General features: G+C 32.4%; 21 protein-coding genes. 11 read left to right on the forward strand and 10 right to left on the reverse strand.

Features of this window, described 5'->3' with window-relative positions; translation table 11 throughout:
- Window positions 1-42 precede the first annotated feature (42 nt).
- The 3 genes from MEVAN_RS05945 to MEVAN_RS05955 all read left to right on the forward strand — a co-directional run bounded on the left by MEVAN_RS05945 (window position 43) and on the right by MEVAN_RS05955 (window position 2,225).
- Entirely contained in the window at window positions 43-558 is a 516-nt protein-coding gene (locus MEVAN_RS05945; RefSeq protein WP_012065968.1) for a DUF367 family protein, read from the forward strand.
- Between the two features lie 4 nt (window positions 559-562).
- Window positions 563-706 (forward strand): 50S ribosomal protein L40e, encoded by a 144-nt coding sequence (locus MEVAN_RS05950; RefSeq protein WP_012065969.1) that lies wholly within the window; start codon window positions 563-565, stop codon window positions 704-706.
- 175 nt (window positions 707-881) lie between these two features.
- Window positions 882-2,225 carry an SLC13 family permease gene (locus tag MEVAN_RS05955; protein ID WP_012065970.1) on the forward strand — a complete coding sequence of 448 codons (1,344 nt, stop codon included), beginning with the start codon at window positions 882-884 and terminating at the stop codon, window positions 2,223-2,225.
- A 245-nt stretch (window positions 2,226-2,470) separates the two neighbouring features.
- Here the strand turns inward: MEVAN_RS05955 and MEVAN_RS09000 are convergent, their stop codons facing one another.
- From MEVAN_RS09000 to mmp3, 3 genes are all read right to left on the reverse strand, one after another.
- Window positions 2,471-2,632, reverse strand: a complete 162-nt coding sequence (locus tag MEVAN_RS09000) for a hypothetical protein (RefSeq protein WP_198002517.1) — start codon at window positions 2,630-2,632, stop codon at window positions 2,471-2,473.
- Window positions 2,633-2,662: 30 nt separating this feature from the next.
- Window positions 2,663-3,823 carry a homocitrate synthase family protein gene (locus MEVAN_RS05960; RefSeq protein ID WP_012065971.1) on the reverse strand — a complete coding sequence of 387 codons (1,161 nt, stop codon included), beginning with the start codon at window positions 3,821-3,823 and terminating at the stop codon, window positions 2,663-2,665.
- A 70-nt stretch (window positions 3,824-3,893) separates the two neighbouring features.
- Window positions 3,894-5,396 carry a methyl-coenzyme M reductase-associated protein Mmp3 gene (gene mmp3, locus MEVAN_RS05965; protein ID WP_012065972.1) on the reverse strand — a complete coding sequence of 501 codons (1,503 nt, stop codon included), beginning with the start codon at window positions 5,394-5,396 and terminating at the stop codon, window positions 3,894-3,896.
- A gap of 249 nt (window positions 5,397-5,645) precedes the next feature.
- On the opposite strand from mmp3, the gene yhbY reads away from it, so the two are divergent.
- The 5 genes from yhbY (at window position 5,646) to MEVAN_RS05990 (ending at window position 7,880) form a co-directional block, all read left to right on the forward strand.
- Entirely contained in the window at window positions 5,646-6,029 is a 384-nt protein-coding gene (yhbY, locus tag MEVAN_RS05970; protein WP_156769224.1) for a ribosome assembly RNA-binding protein YhbY, read from the forward strand.
- Window positions 6,030-6,253: 224 nt separating this feature from the next.
- Entirely contained in the window at window positions 6,254-6,679 is a 426-nt protein-coding gene (locus MEVAN_RS05975) for a 30S ribosomal protein S19e (protein WP_012065974.1), read from the forward strand.
- 28 nt (window positions 6,680-6,707) lie between these two features.
- Window positions 6,708-7,049 carry a DNA-binding protein gene (locus MEVAN_RS05980; RefSeq protein WP_012065975.1) on the forward strand — a complete coding sequence of 114 codons (342 nt, stop codon included), beginning with the start codon at window positions 6,708-6,710 and terminating at the stop codon, window positions 7,047-7,049.
- 8 nt (window positions 7,050-7,057) lie between these two features.
- Window positions 7,058-7,651 (forward strand): DUF7411 family protein, encoded by a 594-nt coding sequence (locus tag MEVAN_RS05985; RefSeq protein WP_083755780.1) that lies wholly within the window; start codon window positions 7,058-7,060, stop codon window positions 7,649-7,651.
- Window positions 7,652-7,724: 73 nt separating this feature from the next.
- Window positions 7,725-7,880, forward strand: a complete 156-nt coding sequence (locus MEVAN_RS05990; protein ID WP_012065977.1) for a 50S ribosomal protein L39e — start codon at window positions 7,725-7,727, stop codon at window positions 7,878-7,880.
- 131 nt (window positions 7,881-8,011) lie between these two features.
- Here MEVAN_RS05990 and MEVAN_RS05995 read toward each other — a convergent pair whose 3' ends face one another.
- Both MEVAN_RS05995 and comB read right to left on the reverse strand, forming a co-directional pair.
- Entirely contained in the window at window positions 8,012-9,313 is a 1,302-nt protein-coding gene (locus MEVAN_RS05995) for a phenylacetate--CoA ligase family protein (protein WP_012065978.1), read from the reverse strand.
- A gap of 128 nt (window positions 9,314-9,441) precedes the next feature.
- Window positions 9,442-10,188 (reverse strand): 2-phosphosulfolactate phosphatase, encoded by a 747-nt coding sequence (gene comB, locus MEVAN_RS06000; protein ID WP_012065979.1) that lies wholly within the window; start codon window positions 10,186-10,188, stop codon window positions 9,442-9,444.
- 19 nt (window positions 10,189-10,207) lie between these two features.
- On the opposite strand from comB, the gene MEVAN_RS06005 reads away from it, so the two are divergent.
- Together MEVAN_RS06005 and MEVAN_RS06010 are read left to right on the forward strand one after the other, a co-directional pair.
- Window positions 10,208-10,852 carry a DUF116 domain-containing protein gene (locus MEVAN_RS06005; protein WP_012065980.1) on the forward strand — a complete coding sequence of 215 codons (645 nt, stop codon included), beginning with the start codon at window positions 10,208-10,210 and terminating at the stop codon, window positions 10,850-10,852.
- Between the two features lie 61 nt (window positions 10,853-10,913).
- Window positions 10,914-11,951, forward strand: a complete 1,038-nt coding sequence (locus tag MEVAN_RS06010; RefSeq protein WP_012065981.1) for a TRC40/GET3/ArsA family transport-energizing ATPase — start codon at window positions 10,914-10,916, stop codon at window positions 11,949-11,951.
- A gap of 44 nt (window positions 11,952-11,995) precedes the next feature.
- Here MEVAN_RS06010 and cfbA read toward each other — a convergent pair whose 3' ends face one another.
- The 5 genes from cfbA to MEVAN_RS06035 form a co-directional block, all read right to left on the reverse strand.
- The gene (cfbA, locus tag MEVAN_RS06015) at window positions 11,996-12,448 is read right to left on the reverse strand and encodes a sirohydrochlorin nickelochelatase (RefSeq protein ID WP_012065982.1); all 453 of its coding nucleotides are present in this window, start codon (window positions 12,446-12,448) and stop codon (window positions 11,996-11,998) included.
- A gap of 96 nt (window positions 12,449-12,544) precedes the next feature.
- Window positions 12,545-13,306, reverse strand: coding sequence for an ABC transporter permease (locus tag MEVAN_RS06020; RefSeq protein WP_012065983.1), 762 nt, complete (start codon window positions 13,304-13,306; stop codon window positions 12,545-12,547).
- A gap of 20 nt (window positions 13,307-13,326) precedes the next feature.
- Window positions 13,327-14,700, reverse strand: coding sequence for an MATE family efflux transporter (locus MEVAN_RS06025; protein ID WP_012065984.1), 1,374 nt, complete (start codon window positions 14,698-14,700; stop codon window positions 13,327-13,329).
- Window positions 14,701-15,672, reverse strand: coding sequence for an ATP-binding cassette domain-containing protein (locus MEVAN_RS06030; protein ID WP_012065985.1), 972 nt, complete (start codon window positions 15,670-15,672; stop codon window positions 14,701-14,703). It abuts the gene before it with no gap.
- Window positions 15,673-15,737: 65 nt separating this feature from the next.
- Complete coding sequence (locus MEVAN_RS06035) at window positions 15,738-16,133, reverse strand: PadR family transcriptional regulator (RefSeq protein ID WP_012065986.1); 396 nt, start codon at window positions 16,131-16,133, stop codon at window positions 15,738-15,740.
- A gap of 109 nt (window positions 16,134-16,242) precedes the next feature.
- Between MEVAN_RS06035 and MEVAN_RS06040 the strand changes: the two genes are divergently transcribed.
- Window positions 16,243-17,370 (forward strand): site-2 protease family protein, encoded by a 1,128-nt coding sequence (locus MEVAN_RS06040; RefSeq protein WP_012065987.1) that lies wholly within the window; start codon window positions 16,243-16,245, stop codon window positions 17,368-17,370.
- Window positions 17,371-17,442: the final 72 nt, after the last annotated feature.

Consider the following 17,442-nt stretch of genomic DNA (forward strand, 5'->3'; position numbering starts at 1 on the left):
AAACATCATAAGTCATTTATCATATATATCTTGTGATTTCCAATGAAACTTTTCATATATCATGAAAAACAGTGCGACCCAAAGCGATGCACCGCATTAAAAATGGGAAAGTTGAATTATGCTTCAATAATAACTAACGTAAAAAAAGTTCCAAGAAATGCAATTTTGTTAAACCCGTATTCTGAAAAAACTGTTTCTATAGAAGATAGGGATATTATTGAAAAATACGGTATATTGGGCCTTGATTGTTCATGGAAACAGGCTGAAGTAGTATTTAAAAAAACAAATGCAAAAAATCAGCGAGTTTTACCCTTTTTAATTGCAGCAAATCCTGTAAATTACGGAAAACCCTGTAAGCTGACTACATTAGAAGCAATAGTTGCAACACTATACATAGCAAACTATAAAAATGAGGCCCTCTCTTTATTAGATGGTTTCAAATGGGCAAACACTTTTATAGAAGTTAATAAAGAATTACTTGAAAAGTATTGTGGAAAAACATCTGAAGAAATCATACGTATTCAGAACGAAATTTTAAACACTACGCGAAACAGGTGAAATTATGGCATTTGAAGAAGCAATCAAAAGAGTATTCATGAAAAGGATATGCATGAAGTGTAATGCAAGAAACTCATGGAAAGCAGAAAAATGTAGAAAATGTGGCTACAGCAACTTACGGCCTAAAGCTAAGGAAGCTAGAGCATAACCTTTTTACTTTTTTTACCTTTTTTATTTTCCTTTATTTTCAAGTTAATGTTAAAATTCTTTTTAAAAATCTTCAAATTCAAATGGCTATACATAAATATTACGATTTTTAAATAGTATCAAGCTAGCATTTTTAAATATATTAGATGAATATAACTTGGATAAAGGTAAAATGCATGAAAAAATCAGCATGGATAATAATACTATTTTCATTACTATTAATGGGATTTACAAAGATTTCTTACCCTGAAGGAACCTCTGAAGACGGGATAAATCACCAAAATGCAGTAATAACGTTAATAATTTTAGTTACTGCGGCAGCACTTTTTTTTACCGAAGCAATACCATTACCTGTAACGGCAATGCTTGTTCCAGTTTTACTAAGTTTTCCAGGGATAGAAATAATGTCGAGTGCATCTGCATTTAAAGACTTTGGAAACAGTTGGGTAGTACTCTTTATGGCGGCATTTATTCTTGGTGAAGCCGTATTTAGAACCGGTTTTGCCGATAAAGTCGGGCAAATTACAATAAAACTTGCAGGAAAGGACCCCGTAAAATTAATCGTACTTACAATGTTTTCTATTGGATTAATGTCAGCGTTTTTATCAAATACTGGAACTACAGCTGCATTTATACCGATAATAATTGGAATATGTGCATCTGCAAGTCTTTCACCTAAAAAATTTTTAATACCTATGGCATATGCGGCATCTTTAGGGGGAACGCTAACTTTGATTGGAACTCCTCCAAACTTACTTGTAAATGATGCCCTTGAAAAATCAGGTATTGCCCCTTTTGGATTTTTTGAATTTGCAAAACTAGGAATATTTTTATTTATTTCAGGGATTGCTTATTACGCAACTATTGGCCATAAATTACTTTCAAATGAAAAAAAGGGCATAGTGGATTATTCAAAAAGTACTATTGAATACAGACATGATAAAATGAAGATAGCACTGGTTGTATTTTTATTTGTACTTTTAATGTCTGCAACTGAAACAATTCCCTTAGTAACGGCTTTTATGCTTGGAGCGTGTGTAGTTATAATGTTTGGATGTATTACTATGGAAGAGGCTTTTAAAAGTATTTCTTGGACAACCATATTTTTATTTGCAGGAATGCTTCCATTGGGGTCCGCAATGAGTTCAACTGGGGCTGCAACCCTAATTTCAAATGCGGTACTTTCATACATTCAAAGTCCAGTTCTTCTACTCATTGCAATCTATGTTTTAACTGCTTTAATAACATCTGCAATGTCAAATACTGCTACAGCAGCGTTGATGATTCCAATTGGCATTGCAATGGCAGATTCTTTTGGAATAAGTGTTAGGCCAATATTAATGGCAATTGCAGTATCCTCATCAGCATGTTTTTTAACCCCTATATCTACGCCCCCAAACATGATAGTATTGGCTCCAGGGGGTTATTCATTTAAGGACTATGTAAAATCAGGCTGGCCACTTCAGGTAATTAGTGCTGTAGTGTCAATATTACTAATTCCACTAATTTGGCCGTTTTAACTAGGTAATTTAAAAAATCTATTTTTAATTTTTTTCAACTAAATATTTATTTAACAGTTTATCGACATTATTAGTATGATTTTTTTTAAATTCGTAATACTTATATACCAGTAGTGCATATTATAATACGGGTTGCAAAGTCATCAATAAAAAATTGCTAAACCTATTTTATTACGTACAAAATACTTTCTCTTAGTCACCACTCCAGAAAAAGGTAAAAATTATTTTTTATTTTTTATTTTAGATTAAAAAAAAGGCATGAACATACTAACAACATACACTAAAAGAATTATTGCTATAACTAATAATACTAGTTTTACAGTTGTAAACACCATTTTAAATATGAATTTTAATATTAAAAATACAATTAATGCAACTATTATTCCTGTAACGATAAGTTCTAACAATATCCCACCTTTAAAAAAATTGTAAATATTTTAATTTAAAATATGTGTTACAATGTTTTTAAATACTTCGTCACTTATTTCGGTTCCTTGTTCTCTCGTTTCCTTAGTTTTTTTAACAATTTCCCAGAGTTCATCACGAGTCGCTTCAAATCCAAGTTCATTTAATCTATATGCAACGGCTCTGCATCCAGAATGTTTTCCAAGCACAATTTTTCGTTTTTGACCGATTTTTTCAGGTAAAAACGGCTCATAGGTTAAAGGATTTTCTAAAACTGCATCAACGTGTATTCCGCTTTCATGATAAAATACCATTTCGCCAACAAGAGGCTTATTTTCTGGAACCTTGATTTTTGAATATGTTTCAACTAACTTTGAAGTTTCCATTATAAGTTCAGTATTTAGCCCCATATCGTAATTATAAAGTACTTTTAAAGCCATTACTACCTCTTCTAGTGCTGCATTTCCGGCCCTTTCTCCAATGCCATTAACAGTAGTTGAAACTGCCTTTGCACCACCCATAAGTCCGTATATTGAATTTATGGCTGCAAATCCAAAATCATTATGGCAATGAACTCCAATATGTGCTTTTTTCAGGCTTTTATTCAGTTCAGAACATATTTGGTACATTGATTGAGGTGTTGCACATCCAAGTGTATCTGCAATATGGACCCTATCTGCACCGTAATCTTCTGCATTTTTATGAATTTTTATGATATTTTCAATCGAGGTTCTTGTTGCATCTTCTGCAGAAAACGCAACAAAAAGGCCATGATCTTTTGCATACTCGATAGCTTTCATTCCCATTTCTTCAACTTCTTCAAAAGACTTATGTAGCTTATATTTTAGGTGCATAGGCGAAGTTGCAACAAAAGTGATTATTCCATCAACATCGCATTCAATCGCCCTATCGATATCTTCCTTTAAAACTCTTGATAGCGCCAAAATATCCGCATTAAGTCCTTCAGAGGAAATTGATTTAATACATTTTCTTTCATTTTCAGAAACCGTTGGAAAACCGGCTTCAATTTGTTTTATTCCAAGGTCATCTAATTTTTTAGCAATTTCAAGCTTTTGATTACCCGTAAAACAAACTCCAGGAGTCTGTTCACCATCCCTTAATGTAGTATCATATACATAACATTCTTTTAAGTCTAATTTAGGATTATATTGAGAAACTTCTTTCCAATCCATAACAAATCCTCCCAATAAAAAATAGAAAATTACTTTTAAAATATTAAAATAATATATTACATTAAAATAATTATTTATTAACTTCTAAAATGTATATATTTTCACCCTGTTTGATATTTTTTAATATTTCTATATTTTTGACAACTTTTCCAACAACGTTTGTTCCTTCAAAAGTTTCTCCTGTAGGGCCATATTTATCATTTTTCAGTGTTCTTATTCCAATGTACCCTTTGTATTTTTTAACCATATTGGTAACTGCAATTGTTCCACCCTCAAGAGCAGTATTTGGGATATTTTCTGGCAAAAGTCCTTTTGAATATTCTGAATTTCTATCAAACATTGAAATGTCACCATGTTTAAAATAAACCTTCATAACTCCAATTTTTTTGGTCGTAAGTCCGGTAGTTTTTCTAAAGTACCACGCCGTATTAGGTGCCTTATCATCAAATATCGTAATATAAATCAGTTTTTCAGGAGAAATTCCCTTTACAGTAACTTCCTTGTTTTTTAATATTTCCATCGTGTATTCTGGAATCTGTTCAACAATTATGGAATTATCATCTACGTGTCCGTCTATATTTAAAGATACTCCATGCTTTTCAAATAGCATTTTAGCTTCTTTCTGTGTTTTTCCAACCGCATTTAATCGTTCAGGGTTAGATTTTATAGAAATTCGCCCCTTATCTGAAAAGTCAATTAATTCAATACCGTTATTGATTTTTCCAACAACCGTATGTGAAAGCGATGAAACACGGCTTTCTTGGTAGATATATAACTTTCCAACACCATTACCGATATTTCTAACTGTAATAGTGCCCCTATCTCTTTCTTCAGGATTTTCTTCATCTATTAATAGTGTTTGAAGCCTACAGTCAGTAACATACGTATTTGTATTTTCCGAAATTTCAAATGTCCCATTCTCTAAAATTGCAAGGGCATGTTCAACACTTTTTGAAGGTCCGTTAAACTCTACAGTGCAGTAGGTATATATTTTCCAACCTTCTTCAAGATTTAAATTTAAATCTGTAGTTAAGAGGTAATTAACATGTTCTTTTGACTCGCGAATTCTTTCAATAGAGACAATCAAGTCATTAGATGTAAGTGCTTTTAGAACTCGTTTACCTCCGATTAAAATACCTATTTTTGGATTTTTAAGCCCATAACTTTCTGAGGTATCCCTTTGAACAAATATTAAATTTCCTTCCGATTTATCAAGGCCGGAAACACTAAGTACAACGTCCCACTTTTTAAAATGTTTCTTTTCACTAGTTATGTCGAGATCTATTTCAATATTTCCAAAAGCAACATCAGAAACACTTTTCCAGATGATTGGCTTATTTTCAAAGGATTTATAGTTTTCATTCCAAAAGTTTACAGTTTCATTTTCATCACTTATTCCAATTACAAAAGAGCCTTTTGTGGTCTTTATATGGTATTTTTTTGATTCTTTTTCAGTTTCAGTCCGGGTTTCCTTTATTATAACAATATTTGCCCCATCTACATAATATTCTCCTGAAATAACATCTTTAAGAGTTTTTCCAGATTTTTTGTTATTGTTCACGATTACATCCATATAACCAGCCTCTTAATGGCTTAAATAATAGGAAATGAGTAAACCAGGTCTTTACTTACCTGCACCATCAAAACTATTTTATACTTAAATAACATACTATGTTGACTAACTGTACATTATATATATGATATTTTAAATAGCTTAGCGGACAGATTAATTTATTGATTACTGTAATGAGTTTACTGTTTTAATTGAAAGATTAATTGAGGCTTTAAAAACAATATTTAACCGAAAAGGAGCGAGAATATGATTGAAAATAATACTGAAATAAAAATATCATCTAAAGCTAAGAAAATTCTAAGGTCACAATCCCATGAAATTGAGCCAGTTGTTTGGATTGGAAAAGAAGGGATGGATAAAACGATTGAAGAAATTAAAAGGCAAGTAAAAGATAAGAGCCTTATAAAAATTAAAATACGAACTAGTGCACTTGAAAGTGAAGATAAGGCTGAAATGGCAGAGAAAATTGCCAAAGAGACTGGTGCAGAAGTAATTAGTTTGGTAGGAAATGTAATAACTATTTTTAAGCCGAAAGAAGGCTGGAAAAAGTATGGAACAAAGAAAATTAAGCAGGAAAAATATATCGAAGAATTCGAAGGATTACGGTCAAAAAAATCACTCCTCCGGAAATAATCGGTTAAATACCTATAAAGCCTGTATTTTAATCTTTTTTCTATTTTATGCTTTTTTAAGATTTTTAACAAACATGGGAAAATATTATATACATGTTTTTATTATTATAATAAGATTGCTCGGTCTTAAGGATTTTAAAGATTTTTATGAATCCGTTAATTGTCCAGGTTATCCAGATATGAGTTACAAAAGGATGAACTGAACGTAAATATTGAGGTGTTTGCATGGTAACTGTTTACGATGTACCAGCTAATGAATTGATTGCAAAATTAGCAGAGAAGTTAAAAGAAATGGGCGTAGAAGAGCCAGAATGGGCAATGTTTGTTAAAACTGGTGCTCATAAAGAAAGAAGGCCAGACGATGTAGAATGGTGGTACAAAAGATGTGCTGCTATTTTAAGAAAAGTCTACATGAATGGACCAGTTGGCGTTGAAAGATTAAGGAGCGCTTACGGTGGAAGAAAGAACCGGGGAAGTGCACCTGAAAGAACCGTTAAAGGTAGCGGTAACATCATCAGAACAGCATTCCAAGCTTTAGAAGCTAAAAACTTATTAGCTAAAGCGGAAAAAGGCGGAAGAATTATTGCACCAAAAGGCCAATCCTTAGTTGACAACACTGCAAAAGAAGTAAAAGAAGCTTTATCACAATAATTTACCTTTTTATTCGGGGGTTTTTTAAATGGACCCAGAAGAAATAAAACAAAAAAAATTGCAGGAAATGCAAGCAAAAGCCCAAGATCCAGAGTATCAAAGGCAAATGCAAGAGCAACAAATGCAGTATGAAATGCAAAAACAAAAAGTACTTAGGCAAATCCTTTCTGAAGAAGCAAGGTCTAGGCTAGCAAGAATAAAACTTGCAAAACCGGAATTTGCACGGCAGGTGGAATCTCAGTTGATACAACTTGCTCAAGCAGGTAGGCTTCCGGTTCCGCTTACTGATGAGTACTTTAAGGGACTTCTCGATAAAATATACGAGATGAATAAATCTACAAAAAGAGAAGTTACAATAACTAGAAGATAATGATATTCATGAAAGCTCATGTTTTATTTAGTGGTGGAAAAGATAGTTCCCTTTCTGCCATAATTTTGCATAATTTAGGCTACGAAATCCAGTTAATAACTGTGAATTTTGGAGTAATGGATTCATATCTTCATGCAAGGGAAACTGCAAATGTAATTGGCTTTCCACACGAAGTCGAGTTACTTGATATGGAATTAATTGAAAAATCTGTGGACATGATTTTAAAAGACGGCTATCCTGGAAACGGGATACAATTTTTACACAAGTCCGTTTTAGATATTCTTTCAGAAAAATACTGCGTAATTGCTGATGGGACGAGAAGGGATGATAGGGTTCCAAAACTAACCCATTCTGAAATTCAGAGTCTGGAAATGAGAAAAAATATTGAATACGTAACTCCTTTGATGGGTTTTGGCCACAAAACCATACGGAGTCTTGTAAATAATTATTTCGTAATATCCGAACTTGAAAGTGAAGATCTTTTAAAGTCCGATTACGAAACGGAAATAAGGGAAATAATAAGAAATAGGGGAGAAAATCCACTTTCTTATTTTCCAAAACATATTCAATCGAGAGTTACTGGCTTAAAAAGATACTTGTAGTTTAAAATTAAGCTATGGTATCATGAAAGCGCTTAATAGTACTTAAAGCTAGATTTGCACGAAAGGTGAAAGCATGGCAGGAAATAAACCTTTGGGTAAAAAATTAAGACTTGCAAAAGCTTTAAAACAAAATAGGAGAGTTCCTATGTTTGCAATTGCAAGAACAAAAGGAAGCGTTAAGCAACACCCAAAAATGAGACACTGGAGAAGAAATACTCTTAAAAAATAATCACATACAAAATTCTTTTTTTATTTATATAAAAATTTAAAACATAAAAAGAAATTATGATGTTAAAAAATAATCAAATTTAGTTAAAATTTAGTTAATATAAATGTTTTAAAAAAGTTTAATTTATTGGATTATTCGTTATCTCTTAAGTCTTTTACCCGTCTTGCTTTTCCTTCAAACCGTTCTAAGGTTCTGGGTTGGGCTATATTTATTTTTGAACTCAATCCTAAAACAGTTTTTAACTTATGGTCTACTTTTTTACTTATCTGTTCAAGACAGCGGTACGTTTCAAGAAACTTTCCATCGGCAAGCTCAATGTTTATTGTTAATTCATCCATATGGCCTTTTTTTGTAACAATTATTTCATAATGTGGCCCAATTTCTTCAATACTTTCAAGTACACTTTCAATTTGTGAAGGGAATACATTTACCCCCCTAATAATTAACATGTCGTCGCTTCTACCTTTAATTTTATTCATTCTTACAGTAGTTCTTCCACACTTGCATTTTTTATAATTTAAAGACGTCAGGTCTTTAGTCCGGTATCTTAAAACAGGGAGTGCCTCTTTTGTAAGTGCAGTAATTACGAGTTCTCCAACTTCCCCTTCAGGCAAAACTTCGCCTGTTTTAGGGTCAATAATTTCTGCAATAAAATGATCTTCTGAAATATGCATACCAACCTTGTATTCGCATTCTCCAGAAACTCCTGGCCCCATTAATTCACTCATTCCGTAGTTTGATGTTGCAAGCATCAAAAATCGTGATTCGAGTTCTTTTCTGGCAGATTCTGAAAGACCTTCCCCTCCAAAAAGACCGATTTTTATTTTTAAATCTTTTTTAGGGTCAATACCCATTTTTTCAGCAACTTCTGCAATGTGAAGTGCATATGATGGAGTGCATATTAAAACCGTAGTTTCAAAATCTTTCATTAGCATTATCTGCTTTTCAGTGTTTCCACTTGACATTGGAACTACCGTTACCCCAACTTTTTCAAGCCCGTAGTGAAGTCCAAATCCTCCAGTAAATAACCCGTATCCAAATGCTACTTGTGCAGTATCTTCGTTAGTTACTCCCGTAGCACTTATAACTCGTGCAACGAGTTCTGACCATGTTTCAATGTCTTTTTTAGTATATCCTACAACCGTGGGTTTTCCAGTTGTTCCGGAAGATCCGTGTATTCGTATAATTTCTTTTTTTGGAACAGCAAACATTTTAAACGGATAATTTTCCCTAAAATCTTCCTTAGTTGTAAACGGAACTTTTTTAAGGTCTTCAAGCGAATTTATGTCATCAGGTTTTAAATTTACGCTATCAAATTTGTTCCTGTAAAGGGGCACGTTATTATAGGCCCGTTTTACAGCATTTTTTAATCTTTCAAGCTGTATTTTTTCGATATCCTCTCTATCTAGAGTTTCTTCTCTGGACCAAATCAATTTAGTCTCCTCCTTTACGTTTTTAGCAGTCCAACTTAAATGGTAAAATGGCGGGTTTAAAATAATTCCCCGCAAAAGTTAGAATATTAATTATAAAAGCCTTTTTTAATTATATATCATTTTCTAAATTAAATAGATGTTATAATTCCTAAGCTTTTATCGTAAACTCCAACGGACTTTTGACTGTTTTTAGAAACTGAAAATAAAATATCTTCATAGTAGCCTAAGATTTTTAAATTTTTAGCAGAATTTGACTCAAATACTTTTCTCACCCAGTCTGTTTTTGTTAAGGTTCTTGATGGTATAAGTCCTTCAAAACTTTCTGAATCTATTTCTTCCTTAGAATACTTTAAGATGTAATCTGCAATTAATCCTGCACATATGTAATCTTCAATTGCAAATTTTCCACCCCTATGTGCAGGAACAAGAGTTATGTCTTTATTACTTTTAAAAGCAATTTCACAAGCTTTTTTAGAAACATATTTAGCGTTTGTAATCGAGCCAATAAGTGTGTAGTTTGAAGAAATATTTTCAAGAACCCGTGTTCCGTTAGTCGTTGTAAGAACAATATTTCCGCCATTTTCCACGTATTTTTTTATTTCTAATTTATTAGATAATAATTCAACAGGGGAGTTTCCAAAATTGAAGCCATCTATTTTTTTACCGTTTCTTTCCCCTATCTTTATAGAATTTTCGATTTTGTTGGCTTTCTCGATACAGTCTGTTATATATATCTTATTGCACAACTCAATTAATGTACAAATTGTGGTAGATGCACGTAAAACATCTATTACAACAGCACAAGAATTTTCTAAATTAACTCTTGAGCCATATTTTTCTTGGCATTGAAAATCATAAGAAATAGAAACGTTCAATTTACTCACCCGTGATAAAATGGTTTTAAGTAACATAAATATTTTTGAATATCTTGGAATTATTCTAGTACTTCTTATACTAACTATTATACTACTCGCAACAACAGCAGTGGTACTTGGTTATTACTTGATTAAAAAGAACAAAATCCTTTTTCCAAAATTATCTCTTTATATTACAAATAACTTTTACTCAATACTTTTAAAGATATTTTTGCTTGTAGGTACTGAAGATACATTTTATAAAGTTGCAAGTGAATTTTATAACCGTTACTACTGTGAATCATTTAAAAAAGCTAAAAATAAAATTTTAATTTTACCGCACTGTTTAAGGGATTTAAAATGCCCTGGAAAATTGGGTGTTGATGGAATAGAATGTTTATTTTGCAGTAAATGTCCAGTTGGGGAAATTATTAAAGTTGCAAAGGAAAATGGCTATGAAGTATACATTGTTCCCGGTTCAACGTTTTTAAAGCGATTAGTGAAAGAGAAAAATCCTGATGGTGTTTTTGCAGTTGCATGTTACAATGACTTATTTCATGGAATGAACTCACTATCTAGAAAAAATATACCAATTCAAGGGCAATTATTAATGAAAGATGGCTGTATTCTGACCCTTGTAGATGTTGAAGAATTAATAAATCGTCTTAAAAATAAACCTTGCTAATTAAAAACATATAAAAACTTGTAGCAACTAATTAACTTAGATTATTAATTAAGGTGATATTTTGGTATTATCCAAATTAAAGGAATCATTAAAGGGGATTACCTCTAAAAAGCTTGAAAAAGAAAATGGAACAAAGTACATAATGTTCGGTGGAAAAGGCGGTGTTGGTAAAACGACAATGAGTGCAGCAACAGGGATATTCTGTGCAGAACAGGGTTTAAAGACAGTTGTAGTTTCAACAGACCCTGCACACTCACTAAGAGACAGTTTTGAGCAATCTTTTGGTCATGAACCAACAAAAGTAAATGGAATTGACAATTTGTATGTGGTAGAAATCGATCCAGAAGTTGCAATGTCCGAATATAAAACTAAATTAAAGGCACAAATGGATGAAAACCCGATGATGGGGGGAATGCTTGAAGACCAATTAGAAATGGCGTCATTAGCTCCTGGAACTGATGAAAGTGCTGCATTTGATGTATTTTTAAAATACATGGACAGTAATGAATTTGACGTTGTTGTATTCGATACTGCACCAACTGGGCACACTTTAAGGTTTTTAGGGCTTCCTGAAATTATGGATAAATACATGTCAAAAATGATAAAGTTCAAAAAGCAGATGAGTGGCTTTATGAACATGATGAAAAAGATGATGCCATTTGGTGGAAAAGGCGAAGACATTGATTATGATAAGGCCTTAGAAGAAATGGAAACAATGAAAGCTAAAATTACAAAAGCAAGAGGAATTTTAGCAAACCCTGAAAGAACCGCATTTAGACTCGTTGTAATCCCTGAAGAAATGAGTATTTTAGAGAGTGAAAGGGCAATGAAAGCTCTTGAAAAATATAAGATACCGGTTGATTCAGTTGTAGTAAACCAGTTAATCCCTGAAGACGTTGAATGCGGTTTCTGTAAGGCAAGAAGGTCACTACAAGAAAAGAGACTCCAAATGATTGAAGAGAAATTTGGAAATAAAGTTATTGCAAGACTAGACCTTTTAAGAACCGAGGCAAAAGGGTTAGAAACCTTAAAAATACTTGCAAAAAAGCTATATGTTGATTCTGAAGAAAAAAAGGAAAAAGAAGTAATTGTAGCTTAAATTATAAAATTCCTACTTTTTTATTTTTTAAAATAAAAGTTGTTTTAAAGACCTTTTGTTCTATCTAAAACAATATCAACGATTCTATCATCTGCACCCATTGGTTTTCTATATATTATTTCAACATCGCTTGGAATTTCAAGTTCTTCGCAATGATGGTGGTGATGGTGATGTCCATCGCATTCATGCCCGTGTTCATGATGGTGGTGATGTCCACTACAACCATTATCTCCTTTATATATTCCCAATATTTTTGGAATATCCCTTTCAGTATGGTTTCCAGGGGCTAAAAATACAGGTGTTACTATTATCTTTTTTGCACCCATATCAATCACTTTTCTAATTGCTTGAGGAATTGTAGGTTCGTTAAACTCCATCATTCCAACTTCAACAATATCATAATCCTCTCTCAATTTTATCTTTTCTGCAACTTCATTTACAACACTTTTTGAGTGAGGGAGCCTGCTTCCATGGCCTACCAAAACTAAAGCTTCCATAACTTACACCTGTAATATTTTTGAATTCATTTTTAATATTCATGTTTATTTTGATATACCGAAATATATATGTTTCTATTTTTTTAAAATAGTTGCTTAATCAATTACAGCTTTTTCAAATGAGTACATCGCTAAACATACGAGTATAACGCTTAGACTAAATAGAATTGATATATTTGTAAATATTTCAAATTTTGAAACGCCGGTTAAAAAATAACGTGCGGAATCAACTGCATAAGTTAAAGGATTTATGTATGACAAAACCTTCATCCAAAGGGGCATCGCATCTATTGGGTAAAATGCCCCACTTAAAAATATTAGTGGTTGCATCATTAGTCCAAAAATTAGGTGAAATCCCTCCTGACTGTTTATTTTTAGGCCCAATGTTATTCCAACGCTTGAAAATGCCACCGCAAGGATAAAACCCACAATTATGGTAGGAATCATTCCGTAAATATTTAAAGATACTAAACTTAAACTAAATATCATTATTAAAACGCCCTGTAAAAGTGCAGTAATGGAATCACCAATAATGCGCCCTAAAATAGCTTCACTTCTTGAAGTAGGGGCAACCAATGTTTCTTTTAAAAATCCAAACTGTTTATCCCATATTACAGTAACTCCACTTATAAAGCTACCGCTAAAAATTGTCATTGAAACTACCCCCGGTATTAAGTAGCTTAAATAATCCACCCCTCCAAAGATTTCTCTTGCAGCAGGAAAATTAAATGCTCTACTCCAACCAACTCCAAAGAATAATAACCATACAATTGGGTTTAAAAGTGAACCAAAAACTCTAGATTTGGCTCTTGTAAATCTTTTCAATTGCCGATAACTCATTGCCAAAAATGCGTTCATAAACTCACCTGATTTTAAAACTATGTACTTTCATGATTTAATGTATTTTTAAACTCTTTTATTGTATATATTCCAATTAAAAATGCAATAAATACGGCTATAACGTGCCCTAAAATCATTCCAACCCAAACACCCGTTAGCCCCTTTTTAAAGGTTATTCCAAATATATATGCCATTGGGATTTGTAATATTATTGTTCTTAAAAGTGAAATAAAAAGGGAATTTTTACCTTTTGAAACGCCCTGAAACATTGCAGCAGTTAGCATTCCAAGTGGGAGAGTTGGGTAAAATAAAAACATATATTTCAAAAATACGAGTAAATCGTCAAGTATGTGGGCAGAAGTTTCAGAGTAAGTAAATAAATACGTAATCGGATTTGCAAAAATTAATATTAATGTAGCAATAATTAATTCAATTAATATTCCGATTTTTATTGCGTATATATAAGATATTTCTAACTTTTCAGGGTTTTTGGAGCCATATGCTGCACCAGTTACTGCAGTAACTCCAGTTGCAAGCCCTACGAGTGGGATTGTGCCCATTGAAACTATTCTCCAACCCGTTGAAAATACCGCAATTCCGTCGTTTCCGCCAGCTTTTGATACAATATATGTCAGTAAAAACATTGAAAAAGCCATAGTAAGCTGTGAAACAGATGCAGGAATACCTATACTAAATATCTCTTTTACAATTTTTAAATCGAATTTAAAGTCTTTAAGGGATATACTAACGTAAGTATCTTTTTTTATAAAAACCCAGTATATAAATAGAAAACTAGTAACTAACATCGAGATTAGTGTTGCAATAGCTGCACCTACTATTCCCATGTCAAGTACGTAAATAAATATTGGGTCAAGTAAAATATTTAGTACGGAACCAAGTATTATTGCATACATTGATCGCTTAGCATCTCCTTCTCCCCTAAGTATTGCATTTACGATATTTGTAAATAAAAGTAAAACTCCCCCCCCAAATAATATGGAAGAATACTGAACAGCCATACGTACTGTTTCACCGGAAGCTCCAATTAATGAATATATTATACTTAAAAAAGGGATTACTCCAATTAATAAAATTCCAATAATTAATCCAAGAATTATCGAGTGGACTGCTATATTATCTGCTGCAATTTTATTATTCTGCCCAATTCTCCTTGAAATTGCAGAACTTCCTCCAACTCCGACACCGTTTGAAATTGCCATTAGTGCAAACATAAATGGAAAAAATAATCCTATTGCAGCAAGTGCATCAGACCCAAGTCCTGCAACCCATACTGCATCAACTACGTTATAAAGTGATTGAAATGACATTGCAATAACCATCGGGATTGAAACTTTTCTAATGGCTTTTTTAGGGTCGCCAAGTAGGTTCTGAACTCCTATGGTAGTTTTCATTTAAAATCCTCTCCTCCCCATCATCATGGGGCGAATGTTTACTTTTGAGTTTTCTTTCTCCCCTCGAATTTCACGACCCGTAAGTTTTATAAAAACATCATTTAAATTCGGCTTTTTATAGCTTATTTCCAGAATTTTCAGGTTGTTTTTCATTGCAAACTCGAATATTTTTGGAATTTCTAAATCTGCATTTTCAGTACATATGCTAACAATGCCATCATCAATTAATGAATAATTTTTGTAAATAACTTCTTTTGGAATTTTTTCAAATTTTACATACACTAAATCATTTCCAACAATTTTTTTAAGTTCATTTACAGTTCCTTCTGCAATAATTTTACCGTGGTCAATAATTGCAATACGGTTTGAAAGTAGCTCTGCTTCTTCCATGTAGTGGGTGGTTAAAAAGATTGTCATATTTTTTTTATCTTTCATTTTTTGAATGTAGTCCCAAATATGGGCTCTTGTCTGAGGATCTAGTCCAATTGTTGGTTCATCTAAAAATAAAATATCGGGTTCATGAATCAAAGACCTTGCAATTTCAAGTCTTCTTATCATTCCACCACTAAAATTTTTAACAACTTTATCTTTAACTTCCAAAAGTTCTACAAAATCTAAAAGCTCATTTATGCGGTTTTTCAATAGTTCCCCGCCATAACCATATATTTTTCCGTGAATGTATAAATTTTCATAAGCTGTTAATTGGTTATCAAGTGTAGAGTCCTGAAATACAATTCCAATCGCTTTTCTAACTTTTTTAGGTTCTTTTAAGACGTTATATCCCGATATTTTTGCAAACCCTGAACTCGGTCTTAAAAGCGTAGTAAGCATATTTATGGTAGTGCTCTTTCCGGCTCCATTTGGGCCCAAAAATGCGAAAATTTCGCCTTTTTTTACATTAAAAGAGATTTCTTTTACAGCAACATCTTTACCAAATTTTTTTTCTAAATTCACTACTTCAATTGCATACATAACTTACTCTTCCTCGTAATCTATGATAAACATGATATCTTTTGCACATTTACGCATTAATTCGCCTATTTTTTTTTCTTATTCTCATCTAAATTTACAAATTCCTTTATTGCAGTATGTAGTGCATTTTTAAGTTCAAGTCCGCCATTAAAATGAAAATGAAAAAGAGCATCGGATTTTTTTAATGCATATTCAACTTTTTCACTGTTTTCGTATAGGAATTTTGAGCCGTTTTCAGTAAGTCGGTAAACTTTTTTACCTCTTACATCTGTTTTTTCAATTTCAATTAATCCTTTAGTTTTTAAAGAAGATAATATCGGGTAAATCATGCTTGCACTCATGGAAATCCCTAATTTATCCCCTAATTTTGAAATTAAAGAGTATCCATGAAGGGGCTCTTTTTCTAAATCGTGCATGATTAAAATTTTTACAAGTTCTTTAATTTTTTTCATTTTTGACATTATATCACACAATATATCTTAAGATATATTTTAGGGTATAGCATATAAAAAGTTAAGTACTCCAAAATATATTCTAGATAGTGTTAATAATTAAAAATCGGTGAACATTATGGAAATTACTTCAAACATAGTATTGTTAGTTTTTTTGTTGTTTTGGACAGTACTGTATGTTGTAAATTATAAAAAAGAGCAATTGGGTATTAATTTAGATTTAAAGACATATCTTGGAATTTTCGGTATTTTGAGAACCCAGTTAGGCATGAAAACTATAAACAAACTAGGAAAATATAAAATCTGGCAAAAACTATCGTATTTAGCAATTCCATTATGTGTCGTAATTAGCATATATACGTTTTACGCATTTATTGTATCTACCGTAGGATTATTCGATGGAACAGTCCAAAAAGAGGCAGCTAAACCAATTATATTTTTATTTGGGAGTACTATCCCGTGGATTCCAGGTCTTTTAGCGATAATAATTGGAATTACAATTCACGAGTTTTCACATGGAATAGCTGCGGCTTCTTTTGGGCAGAAAATAAAAAGTTCTGGGTTACTGCTTGCACTAGGGATTCCAATGGGTGCGTTTGTTGAACTTGGCGATGAATTTAAGAATGAGAAGCCAAAAGTAAGAGGGGCAATTGCAGCAGCAGGGCCAATTTCAAATGTTGTCGTATTCTTTTTGGTACTCTTCTTAATGCCATTTACAATGTCAATCGGGTCGCCGCTAACGATAGTCGAAGTTTTAGAGGATGCGCCTGCCTTTGGAATAATTTATTCAGGCGATGTAATTCAATCGATAAACGGGAAAACTATAAACTCGTTAACGGATTTTTACAGTGCAATTTCAGATATTCGACCAGAACAGGTTGTAAATATCGTAATATTGCGAAATAATGAGGTATTAACATATGAAATAACGACTGCAACTGACGGGAAAATTGGAATAATTTCAGAGCCTAAAAAAAGCGTATCATTTGTATTACAGACACTGTACTGGACTTCACTTTTAAATATGCTTTTAGGATTTTTTAACCTTTTGCCTGCACTTCCGCTTGATGGCTACCATATATGGATGGCATTACCTGATGCAATTGGCGATTTTAAGAAAAATAACCGGCTTTTATCCAAAGTATCTGAGCTTATAAAAATAATCATAAACGAAAGAAATTTAAGCTCGATAAGTATATTTGTGTGGTTGGCAATACTAGCATCAATGTTTTATTCATTTTTATAGTCATTCTAAAACTGTAGAAAAAGTATAGTTTTTAAATGAAATTCGATTTCATAAACTACCCTTTTAAACTTT

It is taken from the genome of Methanococcus vannielii SB, from assembly GCF_000017165.1.
Classification (GTDB): domain Archaea; phylum AGJL01; class Methanococci; order Methanococcales; family Methanococcaceae; genus Methanococcus; species Methanococcus vannielii.

Excerpts from the sequence above, each read along its gene's own strand:
- MEVAN_RS05960 (WP_012065971.1), bottom strand. The coding sequence starts at position 3,823 with ATGGATTGGAAAGAAGTTTCTCAATATAATCCTAAATTAGACTTAAAA.
- MEVAN_RS05985 (WP_083755780.1), top strand. The coding sequence starts at position 7,058 with ATGAAAGCTCATGTTTTATTTAGTGGTGGAAAAGATAGTTCCCTTTCT.
- MEVAN_RS06020 (WP_012065983.1), bottom strand. The coding sequence starts at position 13,306 with ATGAACGCATTTTTGGCAATGAGTTATCGGCAATTGAAAAGATTTACA.
- MEVAN_RS05975 (WP_012065974.1), top strand. The coding sequence starts at position 6,254 with ATGGTAACTGTTTACGATGTACCAGCTAATGAATTGATTGCAAAATTA.
- MEVAN_RS05955 (WP_012065970.1), top strand. The coding sequence starts at position 882 with ATGAAAAAATCAGCATGGATAATAATACTATTTTCATTACTATTAATG.
- cfbA (WP_012065982.1), bottom strand. The coding sequence starts at position 12,448 with ATGGAAGCTTTAGTTTTGGTAGGCCATGGAAGCAGGCTCCCTCACTCA.
- MEVAN_RS06035 (WP_012065986.1), bottom strand. The coding sequence starts at position 16,133 with ATGTCAAAAATGAAAAAAATTAAAGAACTTGTAAAAATTTTAATCATG.
- MEVAN_RS05980 (WP_012065975.1), top strand. The coding sequence starts at position 6,708 with ATGGACCCAGAAGAAATAAAACAAAAAAAATTGCAGGAAATGCAAGCA.
- MEVAN_RS06025 (WP_012065984.1), bottom strand. The coding sequence starts at position 14,700 with ATGAAAACTACCATAGGAGTTCAGAACCTACTTGGCGACCCTAAAAAA.
- MEVAN_RS06040 (WP_012065987.1), top strand. The coding sequence starts at position 16,243 with ATGGAAATTACTTCAAACATAGTATTGTTAGTTTTTTTGTTGTTTTGG.
- MEVAN_RS05945 (WP_012065968.1), top strand. The coding sequence starts at position 43 with ATGAAACTTTTCATATATCATGAAAAACAGTGCGACCCAAAGCGATGC.
- MEVAN_RS06005 (WP_012065980.1), top strand. The coding sequence starts at position 10,208 with ATGGTTTTAAGTAACATAAATATTTTTGAATATCTTGGAATTATTCTA.
- MEVAN_RS06030 (WP_012065985.1), bottom strand. The coding sequence starts at position 15,672 with ATGTATGCAATTGAAGTAGTGAATTTAGAAAAAAAATTTGGTAAAGAT.
- mmp3 (WP_012065972.1), bottom strand. The coding sequence starts at position 5,396 with ATGGATGTAATCGTGAACAATAACAAAAAATCTGGAAAAACTCTTAAA.
- MEVAN_RS05950 (WP_012065969.1), top strand. The coding sequence starts at position 563 with ATGGCATTTGAAGAAGCAATCAAAAGAGTATTCATGAAAAGGATATGC.
- MEVAN_RS05990 (WP_012065977.1), top strand. The coding sequence starts at position 7,725 with ATGGCAGGAAATAAACCTTTGGGTAAAAAATTAAGACTTGCAAAAGCT.